This window comes from Hymenobacter sp. B81 (assembly GCF_044628455.1).
Lineage (GTDB): Bacteria > Bacteroidota > Bacteroidia > Cytophagales > Hymenobacteraceae > Solirubrum.
On record NZ_JBIYZW010000002.1, the window covers coordinates 131,407 to 147,866 of the forward strand.

Here is a 16,460-nt window from a genome sequence, read left to right on the forward strand (position 1 = left end):
AGAGTGAATGAGTGAATGAGCGAGTGGGAAGCAACTTTGGGCCCGCGGCTAGCCTTTCTTCTCGGCTTTCAGCGGTTTCACCTTAAAGCCCTCGTAAATGGTTTTGCCTTCGATGGCGGCGGTAATCTGGCCCACTACCCGGAAAAACACGTCGAGCTCGGCGGCCGGGATTTTCTCCCGCACCTTCTGGTTGAAGTGGCGCACCGTCTGGCGCGACACCTCCTTTTTCTTGAGGCCTTCTTCGGTGAGGAAGATGCGCACCGAGCGTTTGTCCTGGGCGTCGGCCTGCTTGTAGATCAGCCCCTTCTCCTCCATCGAGCGCAGAATGCGCGTGAGCGAGCGGGTTTCGAGGCCCAGCAGCGGGGCAATCTTGGTAGCGGGCGTGCCGTTTTCCTGATCGATGTTGAGCAGCACGAAGCCGATGCTGGTGGTAATGTCGTGCTTGGCAGCCTGCACATTGTACATGCGCGAAATGGCGTGCCACGCTACTTTGATGTTATAGTCGACGGTTTCTTCGGGTTTCATCTCGGGGGCGATGTCCGGTAAACGTACACAAATTTGTTATGCTTGCATACTAGTTTACGAAAATTTTCTGGTTCGAGTTCCTCCGCGGCCGAGCCGGCCGCTAACGGCAGCGGCCCCGCCGCAGGATTCTGCAACGGGGCCGCTTCGGAAAGCCGGACTTATTTGTACATCGCCTCGATGATATCCTGGTAGTTGGTGCTCACCACTTTGCGCTTGATGGACAGCTTGGGCGTCATTTCACCCGACTCGATGGTCCAAGCCTTGGGCAGCAGCACTTCCTTTTTCACCTGCTCCCACTGGGCGAAGCTCTGGTTGTACTTGCCCACCAGCTCGTGGTACATCTTCTGCACCTGCGGGTCCTGCACAATCTGCTCGGGCGAAGTGTAGGTTACGCCGTTGCGCTGGCACCAGGCCTGCAGCGCGTCGAAAGCCGGCACGATGAGCGCGCCGGGGAACTTCTGCCCGTCGCCCACCACCATGGCCTGCTCGATGAGCGGCGACTCTTTCAGGCGGTTTTCCAGCAGCTGCGGGGCCACATACTTGCCGCCCGAGGTCTTGAACATCTCCTTTTTGCGGTCGGTGATTTTCAGGAAGCGGCCCTTCACGAACTCGCCGATGTCGCCGGTGTGGAACCAGCCGTCGGCGTCAATGACCTCGGCCGTCAGCTCAGGCTTGTTGTAGTAGCCCTTCATCACCGACTCCGACTTGGTCAGGATTTCGCCGTCGGCGGCAATTTTCACCTCGGTATTGGCAATGATGGGGCCGACGGTGCCGATGAGGTTATTCTCGGGCTCGAAGCCCCCCACGGCAATTACCGGCGAGGTTTCCGTCAGGCCGTAGCCTTCCATTACCCGGATGTCAGCGGCCCAGAACACGCGGGCCAAGCGTGGCTGCAGCGCTCCGCCGCCCGACACGATAACGCGGATGTTGCCGCCGAGGGCTTCCTGCCACTTCGAGAAGATGAGCTTGCGGGCCAGCTTGAGCTGGGTGTTGTAGAAGAAGCCCTTGTCTTCCTGCGTGTCGTAGGTCAGGCCCAGGTTCAGGGCCCAGAAGAACAGGTTTTTCTTCACGCCCGTCAGGTCATGACCCTTGGCTACGATCTTGTCGTAGACTTTTTCCAGCAGGCGCGGCACGGTGGTGAAGATGGTGGGCTTCACCTCGCGCAGGTTGTCGGCAATGGTTTCCATGCTCTCGGCGTAGTAAATGCTCACGCCGTTGATCATGTAGAGGTAGGTCACCATCCGCTCGAAGATGTGGCAGAGCGGCAGAAAGCTCAGGGCCGTGTCGTCCTTAGTCACCGGCACAAAGGGCTGCGAGTTGCGGCAGTTGCTCAGGATGTTATTGTGGGTGAGCATCACACCCTTGGGAAAGCCGGTGGTGCCCGAGGTGTAGATGAGCGTGAGCAGATCTTCGGGTTGCACCGCGGCCTTCATGCGCTCCAGCTCGGCTTTGTCGCCGCTCTGGCCCATTTCCAGCAGCTCATCGAAGTGGCGGGCGCCGGGGATTTTGTCGAAGGTGAAGATGTTTTCGGCCGGAATGCCCTGACCCGCAATGGCGGCCTGCACCTTGTCGTACAAGTCCTGGGTCGATACCAGCACGGCTTTCACGCCCGCGTCGCCGAAGATGTACTTGTAGTCGTCGGACGTGATGGTGGGGTACATGGGCACCGACACGGCCCCGAGCTGGGCAATGCCGAAGTCAGACATGAGCCACTCGGGGCGGTTCATCGAGATGATGGCCACCTTGTCGTCTTTGCCAATGCCGATTTTGCGCAAGCCCAGGCTCACCTGCTCGGCTTTGTCGCGCAACTGCTGGGTGCTGATTTTGGCCCACTGGCCGTTCTGCTTCGAGGCCAGGCAGTCGGCTTTGGGAAAATTGGAGAGCTGGCGGGGCAGAATATCAAACGAGCGGCGAACGTCCATGCGGAGAAGGGAAACGAGGGTAAGACAGCTGAAATAAATGGATTTTTCGGCGGAAAGTCTACGAGCCCATCAAACGAGGACGAGTAGCCGGGGTTTTTAGTAGTTTTGACACAGCAGTTTTTGGGCATTTTCTCCGCTGCACCCGTTTGCCGTGAATCTGGCTTTGTTTTTCGACTCCCTGGCCGACGAGGTCCCCGCGCGGGGCGCCACCGCGCTGGGAGCCCACGTCGGCCGGTTCGTGGATACCTTCCCCGACTGGCGCGCCGCCGACCTGGCGTTGATCGGGCTGAACGAGTGGCGCGGCAGCGCGGCGGGCGCCCCCGCCCTGCCCGCCGCCGACACCGTGCGCGAACGGTTTTACGCCCTGCAGCGCGGCGCCGGCCCCTGCCGGCTGGTTGACCTGGGCAACCTGCGCAACGGCCTCACGCTGGAAGACACCTACCTGCGGCTGCGCGAAATTGTGGCCGCCCTGCTCGAGCACAACACCGTACCCATCCTTCTGGGCGGCTCCCACGACCTCGACATCGGGCAGTTTCTGGCCTACGAAACCCTGGAGCGCCCCGTGAGTTTGACCTGCATCGACGCCCGCGTGGACATGGTGGAGGACGACGACGCGCCCGCCGAGGCCAACCACCTGCGCCGGGTGCTCATGCACGAGCCCAACTTCCTGTTCAACTTCGGCCAGCTGGGCCACCAGCAGTACCTGGTGCCCACCAGTGTGCTGGCTGCCCTGGAAAAGCTGCACTTTGAAACCCTGCGCCTGGGCCAGATCCGCGACGACGTGCGCCAGGCCGAGCCGCTGCTGCGCCAGGCCGACCTGGTGAGCTTCGATCTGGCGGCGCTGCGCTGGCCCGAGTTTCCGGGCTACTCTCCGGCCTCGCCCTTCGGCCTGACGGCCGAGGAAGCCGCCCAGCTGTGCTGGTACGCGGGCCACAACGACCTGCTCACCAGCATCGGCCTCTACGGCTACCGCCCCGACCACGACCAGCACGGCCTGGCCGCCGCCACCGTGGCCACCATGCTCTGGTATTTCGTGGAGGGCTACTACCACCGCCGCCACGAAACCGACTTCCAGAGCCGCCGCTTCATTCGCTACGCCGTGGGCCTGCCCGGCAACCCCGCCAAGCTGGTATTCTACAAGGCCAAACGCACCGAGAAGTGGTGGATGGAAGTGGAAAGCCTCGCCGACCACGCCGTGCGCCGCATCGTGCCCTGCAGCTACCAGGATTACCTGCGCGCCGCCCAGGGCGACCTGCCCAACCGCTGGATCCTCACCCAAGCCCTGCTGGGTTAATTAATAATTAGTAATTCATAATTATTAATTGCTTGGACACGCCTCCGCCCCACATTCCCAGCACGGCCGATGGCACGGCCATAGCCACCACGCCGGAGTACACGGTGCACCAGCTGGCTCTGCGCAACGGCCAGGACCGGCCCGAAATCTGGTTTGCCTACCGCGGCCTGATCTACGACGTGACCCGGTCGCGGCTCTGGCGCCGGGGCAACCACTACGAGCACTGGGCTGGCCAGGACCTGACCAAGGAGCTCGACGCTGACGCTCCGCACACGGTGAACGTGCTCGATAAATTCCACGTGGTCGGCCGGCTGAAAATTGGGTAATACGTGACAGGTGACACGTAACAGGTTAGAAGAACGAACTTGTTGCCTGTCACCTGTTACGTGTCACCTCATCACCTATCTCCCCAAAAACATGAGCACTACCGAAAGTCCTTCGCAGTTCGATCACCTCGAAACCCTGCCTACTGCCCAGCTGTTGGCCGGCATCAACCAGCTCGACCAGACCGTACCGCAGGCCGTGGCCCGGGCGCTGCCGCAGCTGGAGGCATTGGTTGAGGCCACCGTGGCGCGGCTGGGAGCAGGCGGACGGCTGTTTTACATTGGGGCGGGCACCAGCGGGCGGCTGGGCATTCTGGATGCCTCGGAGTGCCCGCCCACTTTCGGCGTGCCGCACGGCCTGGTAGTGGGCCTCATTGCCGGCGGCGACACCGCCATTCGCCGGGCCGTGGAAAATGCCGAGGACGATGCCGAGCAGGCCTGGCGCGACCTGCAGGCCCACGACATCAACGAGCGGGACATCGTGGTGGGTATTGCCGCCTCGGGCCGCACGCCCTACGTGATTGGTGGGCTGCAGCAGGCGCGGGCGCACGGGCTGGCCACCGGCTGCGTGGTGTGCAACGCCGGCTCGGCAGTAGCGGCCGCGGCCGAGTTCCCGGTAGAAGTCGTTACCGGCCCCGAGTTCGTTACGGGCAGCACGCGCATGAAGGCCGGCACCGCCCAGAAGCTGGTGCTCAACATACTCACTACCGCCACTATGATTCGGCTGGGCCGGGTGAAGGGCAACAAGATGGTGGACATGCAGCTCAGCAACGCCAAGCTGGTCGACCGCGGGCAGCGCATGCTGATGGACGAGCTGGGCATCAATCAGGAGAAAGCCGCCGAGCTGCTGGAGCTGCACGGCTCGGTGCGGGCGGCCCTGGCGGCGCACCACGGGCACTAAAAGGTGCTTTCAGAGTGCTGACCAATGAGCCGCATAACCTATCGAGGCAGGGAATGGCTCCTCTGCTGATCGTGCAGAGCGTCCTCATAGTCTACCAACTGCTGGTTATGGGTTATTTCGGCACTTACGGCGGCCCCTTCATTCTGCTCGTCATGCCCATCGAAATTCCGGTCTGCTTGGGGCTACTGTGGAAGAGCGTAGCAGCCTTGCGAAGTCAAAGGCACGGGTTAGCGGCTGTTTTGGTGCTGTTTGGGCTGCCGGGCGTCTTGGCCCTGCTTGGAATTGTTTATGTGATTCTGACCAACCTGATAGCACGGGCTGCGTGAGTCGCGCAGGCGGCAGGACCAAATTGGTCTGTCCGGGCGAACAGTCTGGTAAAGTTCGGCGTTAGGAAAAAGCCCGGCTTCAGTGCCGAGCTTGTATACCTAGCCTGCCTTCAGCCAGCCCTATGCATACCATCGAGCCCCACTACCACTGGATGGAGCTGTACTCCGCCTCCGAAGACCCCCGCTCGCCGCTGTTCGAGGCCGAGAACAGCATCGATTCGTTTACCCACCACGTCTACGGCTACTACATCCACCCGCAGTGGGACACGATGGAGTCGGACACGCTGTTTCTGAAAATCCTGTTCGTCGACTACGAGCAGCAGGTGGGCGTCATCGAGTTCATCGGCGAGTGGAACGACGCCATCGAAAACGACATCATGCACCTCAAGCGCAGCATCATCGACCCCATGGTGCACGAGGGCATCCGCCGCTTCATTCTTATCGGAGAAAACGTGTTCAACTTCCACGGCTCCGACGACTCATACTACGAAGAGTGGTTTGAGGACGTGGAAGACGGCTGGATTGCGGCGGTGGGCTTTCAGGACCACGTGGCCCGCGAAATGCGCCAGTACAACCTCGACTCCTACATCAACTTCGGCGGGCAGCTCGACGAGCTGCCCTGGCGCACCTACCCGCCCAAGCAGCTGGTGAGCGTGGTCGACGGGCTGCTGCAGCGCCGCCTCGGCTAACGGTGGCCCCATTAAACGCAACAGGGCTCCTCTGCCAGCAGAGGAGCCCTGTTGATTGGCCCGAAGGGCCAGGTCAGTAATTACTGAGCCGGGGTCGTAGCGGGAGCTTCGGTGGTAGCAGCCGGGGCGGTAGCGCCTTCTTCTACAGCTTCAGCGGTGGTTTCGGCCGAGTCACGTACAGCGTCAGCAGCGTTTTCCATGGCGTCAGCCTGGGCTTCGCCAGCAGCTTCTACGTTTTCAGCAGCTTGCTCGTTAGCGTTTTCGGTTTTGCTGTCGCACGAAGCAAACGAGAACGAAGCAGCGGCCAGGGCCAGGAACAGTACCTTTTTCATGGTAAGGGGTGTGGTGAAAAGTGAAATGTCTGAGTTCAGATTCGCCGCTTGACAGCGGCAAATTCAGGGGTTTATACCGGCACGGCCCGCAGGTAACCCGGGCAGCGAAAAAAATTCTGATTATTTCCTGAGCGCCCCCGAAACAGGAAGGGCTGCGACTTAACGTCGCAGCCCTTCCTGTTGGCAAACCCCAGAGGTGGAGTTACTTCTTGCGGTACACGATGCCGATGGGCACACCCGTGAAGTCGAAGTTTTCGCGCAGGCGGTTTTCGAGGTAACGCGTGTACGACTCCTTCACGTACTGCGGCAGGTTGCAGAAGAAGGCAAACACCGGGTTGTGGGTCGGAAGCTGCGTCACGTACTTGATGCGCACCATCTTGCCCTTCACCGACGGCGGCTGGTACTGCTCGATTTCGCGCAGCATTACCTCGTTGAGCTGCGAGGTCGGAATTTTCTTGCGCTTGTTGCCAAACACTTCCATCACCGTCTCGATAGCCTTGTGCACGCGCTGCTTGGTGACGGTGGAGGTGAACACGATGGGCGGGTAGCTGATGGGCGCAATCCGCTTGTAAATCTCGTCCTCAAACTCCTTGGCCGTGTTGGTTTCCTTGTTCTCAATCAGGTCCCACTTGTTCACCAGGATGACGATGCCCTTGCGGTTGCGGTCGGCCAGGCCGATGATGGCCACGTCCTGGGCCTCGATGCCGCGAGTGGCGTCGAGCATCACGATGCACACGTCCGACTCTTCCATGGCGCGCAGGGCGCGCAGGTTGGAGTAGAACTCTACGTCCTCATCCACGCGGGCTTTGCGGCGCAGGCCGGCCGTATCCACCAGGATGAACTCGTTGCCGAAGGCGTTGTAGCGGGTGTGAATGGCGTCGCGGGTGGTGCCGGCAATGTCCGTAACGATGCTGCGCTCTTCGCCCAGCAGCACGTTCACGAACGACGACTTGCCCACGTTGGGGCGGCCGATGACGGTGATGCGCGGAATGCCCGCGTCGGGGTCTTCCACGCCTTCTTCCTCGAAGTGGCTTACCACCGCGTCGAGCAGGTCGCCGGTGCCGGAGCCCGTCTGCGAGCTGATGGTGAAGATGTCGCCGATGCCGATGCCCAGGGAGTAGAACTCGCCCACGGCCTGCACGCGCTGGGCCGAGTCGGCCTTGTTGCCCACCAGGTAAATGGGCTTCTTGTTGCCGTAGCGGCGCAGCACTTCGGCAAATTCCTCGTCGAGCGGGTGCAGGCCGGCGTCCAGGTCCACCAGGAACAGGACCACGGTGGCCTCGTCGATGGCCAGCTTTACCTGGCGGCGGATGCCTTCCTCGAACACGTCGTCGGAGCCCACCACGTAGCCGCCGGTGTCAATGACGGTGAAGTACTTCCCGGTCCAGTCGCCGTAGCCGTAGTGCCGGTCGCGCGTGACGCCCGACTGGTTGTCCATGATGGCCTTCCGCTCGCCGATGAGGCGGTTAAACAGGGTGGACTTGCCCACGTTCGGGCGGCCCACAATAGCAATGGTATTTCGCATGTTGCTGACCCCAGCCGTCGGTCCGACCAATTCCGCCAGTGCCCGGGGTAGTTAAGTGAGTGTGAAGGGTCGGGACATTTATCATTGATCATTTAACATTTATAAGGCAGCATGAACGGCTGATAAATGATAAATGATCAATGATAAATGACTAATCCTGCTTGTAGCCGAAGCGGTTGAGCATTTTCGGGTCGTGGCGCCAGTTCTCGTTGACTTTGACGTGGATTTCCAGGAACACCTTTTTCTGGAAAAACTTCTCCATTTCCTCGCGCGCCCAGGTGCCCACCTTCTTGATGGCCTCGCCCTTGTTGCCGATGATGATGCCCTTCTGCGAGGCCCGCTCGGTGTAGATGATGGCCCGCATGCGGATGATGGTTTCGTCTTCCTTGAACTCCTCGATGACCACCTCGGTGCTATAGGGCACCTCTTTCTTGTAGAGCTTGAAGATTTTCTCCCGGATCATCTCCGAGGCGAAGAAACGCTCCGGTTTGTCGGTCAGCTCGTCTTTGGGGTAGAACGCCTCGTGCTCGGGCAGGCGGTCGATGATGTGGTTGAACACCTGCTCGGTGTTGAAGGCGTTTAGGGCCGAAATCGGGATGATTTCGGCGGCGTTGGGCATTTGCTCGCGCCAGTAGGCCATTTTGGCCTCCACTTCTTCCTGAGTGGCCTGGTCGATTTTGTTGATGAGCAGCAGCACCGGCACCTCCGAGCGGCGCAGGCGCTCCACCACCGGCTCCTCGTCGTGCTTTTCGTAGATGTCGGTCACGAACAAAATCACGTCGGCGTCTTCCAGCGAAGAGTACACAAACGACATCATGGCCGACTGCAGCTCGTACTTGGGCTGAATGATGCCGGGCGTGTCGGAGTACACCAGCTGAAAATCGGGGCCGTTGAGAATGCCCAGGATGCGGTGGCGCGTGGTTTGGGCCTTGCTGGTAATGATGCTCAGCCGCTCGCCCACCAGCACGTTCATCAGCGTCGACTTGCCCACGTTGGGCTTGCCGATGATGCTCACGAAGCCGGCGCGGTGCGGTTTGGGGTCGGTAGTCACGGTACAAATTCGGTTAAGGGGCACAAAGGTAGGGCTTTATGCCCGCCCGAGCAGCATGGGCTCAATCACAGGCCGTTAGGCCGCCCCTCGGCCCACCCCGGCAGCCTGCTCCAGTCGGGTCCGACCCGACCCGAGTGGGGTCGGACCCCACCGCAGTAGCCCCGGCGGCTACTGCGGTAGCAGGTGCAGCTACGGCGGTGGCCCACGCCGCGACGTGGGTAGCCGATTTGGCGGCTGTGGCGGCTAAACCAACGGCGCACGTAGCCACGGCAACGGCTGCCGCCACCGGGTTGGCTACCCAAGTGGTTAAGTTGGCGGCTGCGGCCGTTGCCGTGGCCACTGCGGTAGCGGCCGCGGCCACTGGCGCGGCACGGCGGGTCACCGTAGCCCGGTGGGCTGGGCGGTAGCTGACGAAAATCAGGCGCTTAGACGGCCCGGGGTGGCCGGGGGCAAACCATTGGCGGCGTACCTTTGTATGGCACTAGCACGCCCCCGGCGCCGATTTCTTCGCGGGGCGTTTTCCGCTCTCTATGCCCTCTACCCCTGCTTCTACCCGCGGCCGCATTGGCGTGCTGCTCGTGAACCTCGGTACGCCCGACTCGCCCCGCACCCCGGACGTGCGCCGCTACCTCAACGAGTTCCTCACCGACGGCCGCGTCATCGACATGCCCGCCGCCGTGCGCTACCCGCTGTTTCAGGGCATTGTAGTGCCACTGCGCGCGCCCAAGTCGGCCAAAATTTACCAGCAGCTCTGGGACGAGCGCGGCTCTCCCCTGCTCTACCACGGCCTCGACTTGCAGAAGCTGGTGCAGGAAAAGCTGGGCCCCGACTACCTGGTGGCCTTCGGCATGCGCTACCAGAACCCCAGCATTGAAAGCGCCCTGCAGCAACTGCGCGACGCGGCCGTGGAGCGCATCATCGTGCTGCCCCTGTTTCCGCAGTACGCCGCCGCCAGTACCGGCTCGGTGCAGGAAAAGGTGATGGACATCGTGGGCAAGTGGTGGGTGGTGCCGGCCATCAACTTCATCGGCACCTTCGCCGACGACCCCGGCTTCATCAGCTCGTTTGCCGCCCTGGGCAAGGCCGAAATGGCCAGGCGCGACTACGACCACGTGGTGTTCAGCTACCACGGCATTCCCGAGCGCCACGTGCTCAAAGGCAGCCACAACGGCCACTGCAAGCTGGGCTCGTGCTGCAACCACTACAACAAAAACAACCGCTACTGCTACCGCGCCCAGTGCTTTGTCACCTCGCGCCTGCTGGCCGACGCCCTGGGCCTCGCGCCCGAGCAGTACACCGTGGCCTTCCAGAGCCGCCTGCAAAGCCGCCTGCGCGACCCGTGGCTGCAGCCCTACACCGACGAGGTGCTGAAGGAAATGCCCGCCAAAGGCATCAAAAACGTGCTGGCCTTCAGCCCCGCCTTCGTGGCCGACTGCCTGGAAACCACCATCGAGGTGGGTGAAGAGTTCAAGGAAATGTTTGAGGCGGCGGGCGGCAACCACTGGCAGCTGGTGCCCAGCCTCAACGCCCAGCCCCAGTGGGCCGACGCCGTGGTAGACCTGGTGAAGCGCCACTAGCCCCGGTTGTTTCAACAAAAAGCGCCCGGCCGGCAACGCGTACCGATTGGGTACGCGTTGCCGGCCGGGCTGTTTTCGGCAGGGCAAGGTAGAGACGCATACTTGCGTCTAGTCGTTGAACGCCCCCGCATGGGATGACGCCCCAGACGATTCTCACGCGGCGCGGACGCGGAGACGCAAATATGCGTCTCTACATCGGCCACGGCGTTCCGGCGGCTCAGCTCAGGGGCGGGCCGCCTTCCAGCCGCCGCATCGAGGCCTGGTCGACCGGGCGGCGGCGGTGGTAGAAGTGGTCTTCGTCGTAGGAAGTGCCGGCGTAGAAGGGAGCGGCCCCGCCGGTAGGCACGGGCAGGCGCAGGGCCTGCAGCATGGCCTCCTCGAAGGCGCGGCTGATGAAGATGTCGCGGTAGGGCGGGTAGTCGAGCACGGAGTTGCGGTCGAGGGCGGGCACGAACACGTTGTCGTCGTCGTCGTCGAGGGCCGCCGCGCCGATGGGAATGAGCACGTGCCGCTCGTCGCCGGAAGGCAGCAGGCCGCGGTCGAGCGTCACGTCGAGGTAGCGCACCTTCAGGGCCTGGGGGTCCACAATCAGCTCGTGCACCCGGCCGAACGGCTGGCCGTCGAGGCCGCGCACGGCCCAGCCGCGCACGTCGGGGCTGCCATCGGCTACTTCAAAATCGGTCAGGTCGCGCAGGCGCGTCAGGTGCGTGCCGTCGGCCGCGGCGCCGGAAGTGGGTTCCATAGTCGGGAAAAGGTTGGGAGTGAAATCAGGCGGCGGGCTTTTCCAGCACCCGCAGCACGTTGGCGGCCTGCTGAAAAAACGCCTGGGTGGCCTGCTGATCGGCGGGCGTTTCGGTGCGGCCGCTGAGCTGGGTGGCCTGCTCGCGCAGCTTGCTCACTTCGCCCTCCAGCGTGGAGTAGCCGCGCTGCTGCATGGCCCGCATCAAATCGGCCGCGGCCACCAGGCCGGGGCGCAAACTGGCGTTGGGCTCGTCGAGGCGGCTGGTGGCGCTGGTCAGATCGTCGCGCTTTTCGGCCACGGCGGCATCGCGCAGGTCGCCGCGGTCGGCCAGGGCCACCAGCACGGTGCTCAGCATCCCCAGCCCGCGGCGGGCGTAGCCGGGCGCTGCCGGGTCGTCGGCCACGAAGGCGTAGAAGTCGGCCGGGGCTGCGCCCTCGGTGGGCGCCGCGGCTGCCGGGTCGGCGTCACCTGCCAGCGCGTCGGTGTCAGCCTCGGGACGGGCGGCGTCTTCGGGCACGGCTACCTGCTCGGTGGGGGCATTTTCGGTAGGCGCTGTGCGGGAATCTTCGCGCAGCAGGTACCAGGCGGCCAGCGCCAGCAACGCCAGCACGGGCAGCAGAATCAGCCAGGGGCTGACGGATTTTTTCTTGCGTTGGATGTTGATGTCGGCCATAATGCGGGAAAGGCAGGTGCAAAATCCTTACGGGGCAGGCCGCAAATAAGGTACATTGGCCGTAGATGCTGCGCCGGGGCTTGCCCGGTGCCCCCTCAGCCCCCGCTGCTATGCGTCCTCCCGACTTTATTCTGGCCGAGCTGCAGGCCCGCGGTCTGCTGCCCGAAGCCCAGGCCACGGCCATTGCCGCCGACGAGGCCCGCCGCCCCTTTTCGTTGCACTACGAGCTGCGCTTGCTCTTGTACGTGGGCATTCTGCTGCTCAGCGGCGGCCTGGGCGTGCTCATCTACCAGCACCTCGACGAGCTGGGCCACGGCGTGGTGGTGGCCGGCATTGCCCTGCTGATGCTGGCCGCCTTCGGCTACGCGTGGCACCGCCGGCAGCCCTTCACCTGGGCCGAAGCACCCCGCGCCGGCTTTCTGCCCGACTACTCGCTGCTGCTGGGCTGCCTGCTGTTCGTGACCCTGGAAACCTACCTGCAGGTGCAGTACCAGCTGTTCGGCACGCGCTACGGGCTGGCCGTGGTGCTGCCTGCGGTGCTGTTTCTGCTGCTGGCCTACCGCTTCGACCACCGCGGCGTGCTGGCCATGGGCATCACGGCGCTGGCCTCGTGGCTGGGCGTTACGGTGCAGCCGGTGTCGGCCTTCGCGGCCAATGATTTCTTTACCTCGCACCTGAGCGTGACGGCCATTCTGCTGGGCCTGGGGCTGATGCTGGCAGGACTGGCCTCGGAGCGCCTAGACCGCAAGGCGCACTTTGCCTTCACCTACCTCTCCTTGGGCAGCAACCTGTTGCTCATCGCGGCCACGGCCTCCCTGCTCGACTTCACGCCGCAGGGCGGGTTTTCGCCCTGGCTGCTGGTGCCGCTGATTCTGCTGGTATGCGCGGCCCTGGTGTGGTACGCCCGCCGCACCCACTCCTACCTGTTTCTGCTGATGGGCGTGGGCTACGGCTACGTGGTGGTTACCTACCTGCTGTTTCGTCTGCTGGCCCTGGCCGAAGACGACTCGCCCTACTGGCTCATGATTTACTACTTCCCGCTGTCGGCGGCCGGCGTAGTGTGGTTCCTGATCAACCTTAAGAAGATTCTGCGCCTGCGATGAACCTGCACGCCTACCCCCTGGCCTGGACCCGGCACGAAGCCGTGCGGGCCGCCGCCACGCGCTGGCAGCGGCGCGGCCTGCTCTCCGCCGAACAACTGCAGGCCATCGAGGCCGCCTACCCGCTCGACTTCTACCGCCCGCACCTGCTGCTGCGCATCGGTTTGTTCATCTTCACCATCTTCGGGGCTTCGTTCGGGGCCGGGCTGCTGGGCATCATGTTTCAGGCCAACGTCATCGTCACCCTGGTGCTGGGCATTGCGGCCGGTGTGCTGGTGCTCGAGCGGCTGTTTATCCGCGACAAGCGCCTCTACCACGCCGGGGCCGACAACGCCCTGCTCTACCTGGTGCTGCTGGGGGCGGTCGGGCTCATTGGCTACGTGGTGTTTGAAGCCACCGCGCCGGCCGGGGCCGACACGGGCCTGGGCAGCCCGCGCCTGCTGCTGGTGCTGCTGCTCGTGCTGGTGGTGCTGCTGCTGGCCACCCTGCGCTACGCCGACCGCCTGGTAGCCGTGGTTATGCTGCTGACTTTCCTGCTGACGGTGACTAACCTCTGCTTGCGGCTGCCCGGCGGCACCCTGCTGCTGCCGTTTGCCCTGCTGCTGACTTCGGCCGGCGCCTACCGCGTAGTGGCCGCGCGGCTGCGGCAGTCCCGCTACCTCTACTACCACCGCTGCCTGCACTGGCTGAAGGCACTGACTTTGCTCACGGCCTACCTGTCGGTGAACTACCTGGTGGTGCGCGAGGGCCACGCCGCGCTGCAGGAGTTGCCCGGTCCGTCGCGGCAGATTCCGCTGGCGCCGCTGTTTTACCTGACCACCGCCGGCATCCCGCTGCTGTACCTGGTTTACGGCCTGCTCCGCCCCGACCGCAGCTGGCTGTGGCTGGGGCTGCTCACGGCGGCGCTGTCGGTGTACACCCTGCGCCACTACCGCAGCGTGCTGCCGCCCGAAACCGCCGCCGTGCTGGCCGGGGCGGCGCTTACCGCCTTCGCCGCCGCTACTACTTGGTACCTGCGGCGAGGCCGCCACGGCCTGACCTCCGCGGCCGATGATGCCCAGGAGCCGCCCGTCAACCTGGAGTCGTTGGTGGTAGCCCAGACCGCGCCCTCGGTAGGCCAGGCGCCCGCTCCCGGCTTCCAGTTCGGCGGCGGCCACTCGGGTGGCGGCGGCGCCGACGGCAGCTACTAAGCCTCTGATGTAGCAGCACCTTGCAGCACGACTGTAGCGCAAACTTGTCGTTCGCGGGCCGGCACGACCTTATCGTGCCGTGACCCTCGGCCACTGCACGGGTAACCCGTGCGTCAACGAAGTGGGCGCGATACTTCATGGGGCGGACACCGGATCAGGCACCACGTCCTTGCGGTATCCTTGCTTAGGGTCGCCTACTTAACGGTGCCGCCGACTGCCGACCAGCGTATGCAGCCGCTGATTTCCTGCGCGGTATTTGAAAATGAGACGAAATACCGCGCAGGTTGTCGTTTTATTTCTGCGCGGTATTATTAATTTCAACAGCATACCGCGCAATCATCTGATTTTCTGCTATGCCCCGCCGTGCTGCTCCGTCTGCCTCGCTAATAGGCCGCCTCCTGGCTTGGTTTGGTCTGCGACAGGATCAACTGGCTGTGTATTTGGGAATCAGTCCCTCGCTGTTGCGCGACCTGGCCACCCAGCGTCGCCCCATCACCTACCCCGTGATGGTAGCCCTGGGGCCGCTGCTGCGGCACCTGCCGCCGCCCGAAGTGGTTGCCGCCCCGCCTGACCCCGATGCGCCCCTGCCGCCGGCTACGCCCGCGCCCGACGCGGCCGACCTCGACTTCCGCCGCCGCGAGTGCCTGCACCGGGCCGCCCGGCTGCTGGGCGAAGCCCAGCAGCTGGCCGGCCGCGCCCACGTGGCCGCCCGCTGGGCCGCCGCCCTGCCCCACTTGCTGCCGCCCGAACCCGGCGCCGCCCCGCCCGACACCCCGGCCGGGCAGGCGCTGGCCGCCGCCCTGGCCCTGGCCGCCGACCCCCTCGACCCCAGCTGCGCCGAAGCCCACGCCCTTTGGCTGCGGAGCTGGCTGCGGCACCGCGCCCGGCCCCTGTCGGCCGACGAGGCCACGCGCTACCACCGCCTGCTCGCCCAGGCCGCCGGCTTGCAGGCCGAAGCCGCGGCCCTGGCCGCCGCCCTGCCAGCCCCGGTTCCGGCAGGCTGAACCGGGTACGCCCCTTCCCATTCCGCCTGCCCCATCAGCAAACCGCCCCGCGTCGGAGTCACGACGCGGGGCGGCTTGCTGATGGGGTTGACGAGTCTGGCTAGGCCGGTACGCGGCGGTACATCTTGGCCAGCTGGGCCACGGCGTAGTCCACTTCGTCGGCGGTGTTGTACTTGCTCATGGAGAAGCGGATAGCGCCGCGGCTGGGGTCGCAGCCCAGGGCCGTGAGCACGTGCGAGCCGATGTTGGAGCCGCTGGTGCAGGCCGAGCCGCCCGAGGCCGAAACGTGGTTGATGTCGAGGTTGAAGAGCAGCATCTCGTTCATGTCCGAGGCCGGCAGACTCACGCTCAGCACGGTGTAGAGGCTCTGGTCGGCCTCGGCCGAGAGGCCATTGAACTGCACGTCGTCGATTTCGGCGCGCAGCCGCTCGATGAATCTATTTTTCAGCCCCTGAATGTGCTGCTGGTGCTCGGCCATGTCGCGGTAGGCAATTTCCAGGGCCTTGGCCAGGCCCACGATGCCGTACACGTTTTCGGTGCCGGCGCGCACGTTGCGCTCCTGCGAGCCGCCGTGGATGAGGGGCTGCACCTGCACCTCGCCGTTGCAAAACAAAAAGCCCACGCCCTTGGGGCCGTGGAACTTGTGGGCCGACCCGACCAGGAAATGGCTGCCCAGCGCCCGCACGTCGTGGCGGTAGTGGCCCATGGTCTGCACGGTGTCGGTATGGAAGATGGCGCCGTGGGCCCGACAAAGCCCACCGATGGCCTGGATGTCGTTGAGGTTGCCGATTTCGTTGTTGCCGTGCATCAAGCTCACGAACGAGCGGGTGTGGGTGCCCAGCAGTTCCTCGAGGTGAGCCAGGTCGAGGCGGCCGCGCTCGTCGTGGCGCACGAAGCTCAGCTCGATTTCCCCGCTTTTGTGCAGGGCCTCCAGCGTGTGCAGCACCGCGTGGTGCTCCAGCTTGCTGGTGATGGCGTGCTTGAGGCCCAGGGTGCGGATGGAGCCGAAGGCGGCGTAGTTGTCGGCCTCAGTACCGCCCGAGGTAAAGCTGATTTCGGCCGGGGCCGCGTTCAGCAGGTGGGCAATGGTCTTGCGCGCATTCTCGATGGCGGCCCGCACCTTGCGGCCGTGGCCGTGAATGGAGCTGGGGTTGCCGAAATGCTCGCGCAGAAACGGCAGCATGGCGTCCAGCACCTCCGGGTCGAGGGGCGTGGTGGCGGCGTTGTCGAAGTAAACCGAAGTGGGGGTGGAGGTCGGCGTCATGCGCGGCGCGTTGGGTGGAGGC

The 16,460-nt window shown here is 64.0% G+C and carries 17 protein-coding genes; 9 read left to right on the forward strand and 8 right to left on the reverse strand.

The window, feature by feature from the left end; all coding sequences use genetic code 11:
- Positions 1-48: 48 nt before the first annotated feature.
- Both ACE191_RS11665 and ACE191_RS11670 read right to left on the reverse strand, forming a co-directional pair.
- Positions 49-525 (reverse strand): MarR family winged helix-turn-helix transcriptional regulator, encoded by a 477-nt coding sequence (locus ACE191_RS11665; protein ID WP_400192402.1) that lies wholly within the window; start codon positions 523-525, stop codon positions 49-51.
- Between the two features lie 158 nt (positions 526-683).
- On the reverse strand, positions 684-2,447 hold the full coding sequence (locus tag ACE191_RS11670; protein WP_400192403.1) for an AMP-dependent synthetase/ligase: 1,764 nt from the start codon (positions 2,445-2,447) through the stop codon (positions 684-686).
- Between the two features lie 151 nt (positions 2,448-2,598).
- On the opposite strand from ACE191_RS11670, the gene ACE191_RS11675 reads away from it, so the two are divergent.
- From ACE191_RS11675 to ACE191_RS11695, 5 genes are all read left to right on the forward strand, one after another.
- Entirely contained in the window at positions 2,599-3,741 is a 1,143-nt protein-coding gene (locus tag ACE191_RS11675; protein ID WP_400192404.1) for a formimidoylglutamase, read from the forward strand.
- An 80-nt stretch (positions 3,742-3,821) separates the two neighbouring features.
- Positions 3,822-4,067, forward strand: a complete 246-nt coding sequence (locus ACE191_RS11680) for a cytochrome b5 domain-containing protein (RefSeq protein ID WP_400193410.1) — start codon at positions 3,822-3,824, stop codon at positions 4,065-4,067.
- 91 nt (positions 4,068-4,158) lie between these two features.
- The gene (gene murQ / locus ACE191_RS11685) at positions 4,159-4,965 is read left to right on the forward strand and encodes an N-acetylmuramic acid 6-phosphate etherase (protein WP_400192405.1); all 807 of its coding nucleotides are present in this window, start codon (positions 4,159-4,161) and stop codon (positions 4,963-4,965) included.
- 53 nt (positions 4,966-5,018) lie between these two features.
- The gene (locus tag ACE191_RS11690) at positions 5,019-5,291 is read left to right on the forward strand and encodes a hypothetical protein (RefSeq protein ID WP_400192406.1); all 273 of its coding nucleotides are present in this window, start codon (positions 5,019-5,021) and stop codon (positions 5,289-5,291) included.
- A 122-nt stretch (positions 5,292-5,413) separates the two neighbouring features.
- A complete protein-coding gene (locus tag ACE191_RS11695) occupies positions 5,414-5,980 on the forward strand; it encodes a hypothetical protein (RefSeq protein ID WP_400192407.1) in 567 nt (188 codons plus the stop codon).
- Between the two features lie 80 nt (positions 5,981-6,060).
- Here the strand turns inward: ACE191_RS11695 and ACE191_RS11700 are convergent, their stop codons facing one another.
- The 3 genes from ACE191_RS11700 to era form a co-directional block, all read right to left on the reverse strand.
- Complete coding sequence (locus ACE191_RS11700; RefSeq protein ID WP_400192408.1) at positions 6,061-6,312, reverse strand: hypothetical protein; 252 nt, start codon at positions 6,310-6,312, stop codon at positions 6,061-6,063.
- A 202-nt stretch (positions 6,313-6,514) separates the two neighbouring features.
- Positions 6,515-7,837, reverse strand: coding sequence for a ribosome biogenesis GTPase Der (gene der / locus ACE191_RS11705; RefSeq protein ID WP_400192409.1), 1,323 nt, complete (start codon positions 7,835-7,837; stop codon positions 6,515-6,517).
- 151 nt (positions 7,838-7,988) lie between these two features.
- Positions 7,989-8,888: a GTPase Era gene (era, locus tag ACE191_RS11710; RefSeq protein WP_400192410.1), complete on the reverse strand. Its 900-nt coding sequence runs from the start codon at positions 8,886-8,888 to the stop codon at positions 7,989-7,991.
- 530 nt (positions 8,889-9,418) lie between these two features.
- Here era and hemH point away from each other — a divergent pair.
- Positions 9,419-10,465 carry a ferrochelatase gene (gene hemH, locus ACE191_RS11715; protein ID WP_400192411.1) on the forward strand — a complete coding sequence of 349 codons (1,047 nt, stop codon included), beginning with the start codon at positions 9,419-9,421 and terminating at the stop codon, positions 10,463-10,465.
- 217 nt (positions 10,466-10,682) lie between these two features.
- Here the strand turns inward: hemH and ACE191_RS11720 are convergent, their stop codons facing one another.
- Together ACE191_RS11720 and ACE191_RS11725 are read right to left on the reverse strand one after the other, a co-directional pair.
- Positions 10,683-11,207 (reverse strand): PRC-barrel domain-containing protein, encoded by a 525-nt coding sequence (locus tag ACE191_RS11720; protein WP_400192412.1) that lies wholly within the window; start codon positions 11,205-11,207, stop codon positions 10,683-10,685.
- A 25-nt stretch (positions 11,208-11,232) separates the two neighbouring features.
- On the reverse strand, positions 11,233-11,880 hold the full coding sequence (locus tag ACE191_RS11725; protein ID WP_400192413.1) for a hypothetical protein: 648 nt from the start codon (positions 11,878-11,880) through the stop codon (positions 11,233-11,235).
- Positions 11,881-11,990: 110 nt separating this feature from the next.
- Between ACE191_RS11725 and ACE191_RS11730 the strand changes: the two genes are divergently transcribed.
- The 3 genes from ACE191_RS11730 to ACE191_RS11740 all read left to right on the forward strand — a co-directional run bounded on the left by ACE191_RS11730 (position 11,991) and on the right by ACE191_RS11740 (position 15,174).
- The gene (locus ACE191_RS11730; RefSeq protein WP_400192414.1) at positions 11,991-12,983 is read left to right on the forward strand and encodes a DUF2157 domain-containing protein; all 993 of its coding nucleotides are present in this window, start codon (positions 11,991-11,993) and stop codon (positions 12,981-12,983) included.
- Complete coding sequence (locus tag ACE191_RS11735; RefSeq protein ID WP_400192415.1) at positions 12,980-14,170, forward strand: hypothetical protein; 1,191 nt, start codon at positions 12,980-12,982, stop codon at positions 14,168-14,170. Before ACE191_RS11730 ends, ACE191_RS11735 begins: the two co-directional genes overlap by 4 nt.
- 434 nt (positions 14,171-14,604) lie before the next feature.
- Positions 14,605-15,174 carry a hypothetical protein gene (locus ACE191_RS11740; protein WP_400192416.1) on the forward strand — a complete coding sequence of 190 codons (570 nt, stop codon included), beginning with the start codon at positions 14,605-14,607 and terminating at the stop codon, positions 15,172-15,174.
- 100 nt (positions 15,175-15,274) lie between these two features.
- On the opposite strand, the gene ACE191_RS11745 is transcribed toward ACE191_RS11740, so the two are convergent.
- Positions 15,275-16,438: a cysteine desulfurase family protein gene (locus tag ACE191_RS11745; protein WP_400192417.1), complete on the reverse strand. Its 1,164-nt coding sequence runs from the start codon at positions 16,436-16,438 to the stop codon at positions 15,275-15,277.
- Positions 16,439-16,460: the final 22 nt, after the last annotated feature.

Bases quoted from the DNA above. Each gene is read 5' to 3' on its own strand.
- ACE191_RS11720 (WP_400192412.1), bottom strand. From the start codon at position 11,207: ATGGAACCCACTTCCGGCGCCGCGGCCGACGGCACGCACCTGACGCGC.
- ACE191_RS11690 (WP_400192406.1), top strand. From the start codon at position 5,019: ATGGCTCCTCTGCTGATCGTGCAGAGCGTCCTCATAGTCTACCAACTG.
- ACE191_RS11670 (WP_400192403.1), bottom strand. From the start codon at position 2,447: ATGGACGTTCGCCGCTCGTTTGATATTCTGCCCCGCCAGCTCTCCAAT.
- ACE191_RS11695 (WP_400192407.1), top strand. From the start codon at position 5,414: ATGCATACCATCGAGCCCCACTACCACTGGATGGAGCTGTACTCCGCC.
- der (WP_400192409.1), bottom strand. From the start codon at position 7,837: ATGCGAAATACCATTGCTATTGTGGGCCGCCCGAACGTGGGCAAGTCC.
- ACE191_RS11665 (WP_400192402.1), bottom strand. From the start codon at position 525: ATGAAACCCGAAGAAACCGTCGACTATAACATCAAAGTAGCGTGGCAC.
- hemH (WP_400192411.1), top strand. From the start codon at position 9,419: ATGCCCTCTACCCCTGCTTCTACCCGCGGCCGCATTGGCGTGCTGCTC.
- murQ (WP_400192405.1), top strand. From the start codon at position 4,159: ATGAGCACTACCGAAAGTCCTTCGCAGTTCGATCACCTCGAAACCCTG.
- ACE191_RS11730 (WP_400192414.1), top strand. From the start codon at position 11,991: ATGCGTCCTCCCGACTTTATTCTGGCCGAGCTGCAGGCCCGCGGTCTG.
- ACE191_RS11725 (WP_400192413.1), bottom strand. From the start codon at position 11,880: ATGGCCGACATCAACATCCAACGCAAGAAAAAATCCGTCAGCCCCTGG.
- ACE191_RS11745 (WP_400192417.1), bottom strand. From the start codon at position 16,438: ATGACGCCGACCTCCACCCCCACTTCGGTTTACTTCGACAACGCCGCC.
- ACE191_RS11735 (WP_400192415.1), top strand. From the start codon at position 12,980: ATGAACCTGCACGCCTACCCCCTGGCCTGGACCCGGCACGAAGCCGTG.
- ACE191_RS11700 (WP_400192408.1), bottom strand. From the start codon at position 6,312: ATGAAAAAGGTACTGTTCCTGGCCCTGGCCGCTGCTTCGTTCTCGTTT.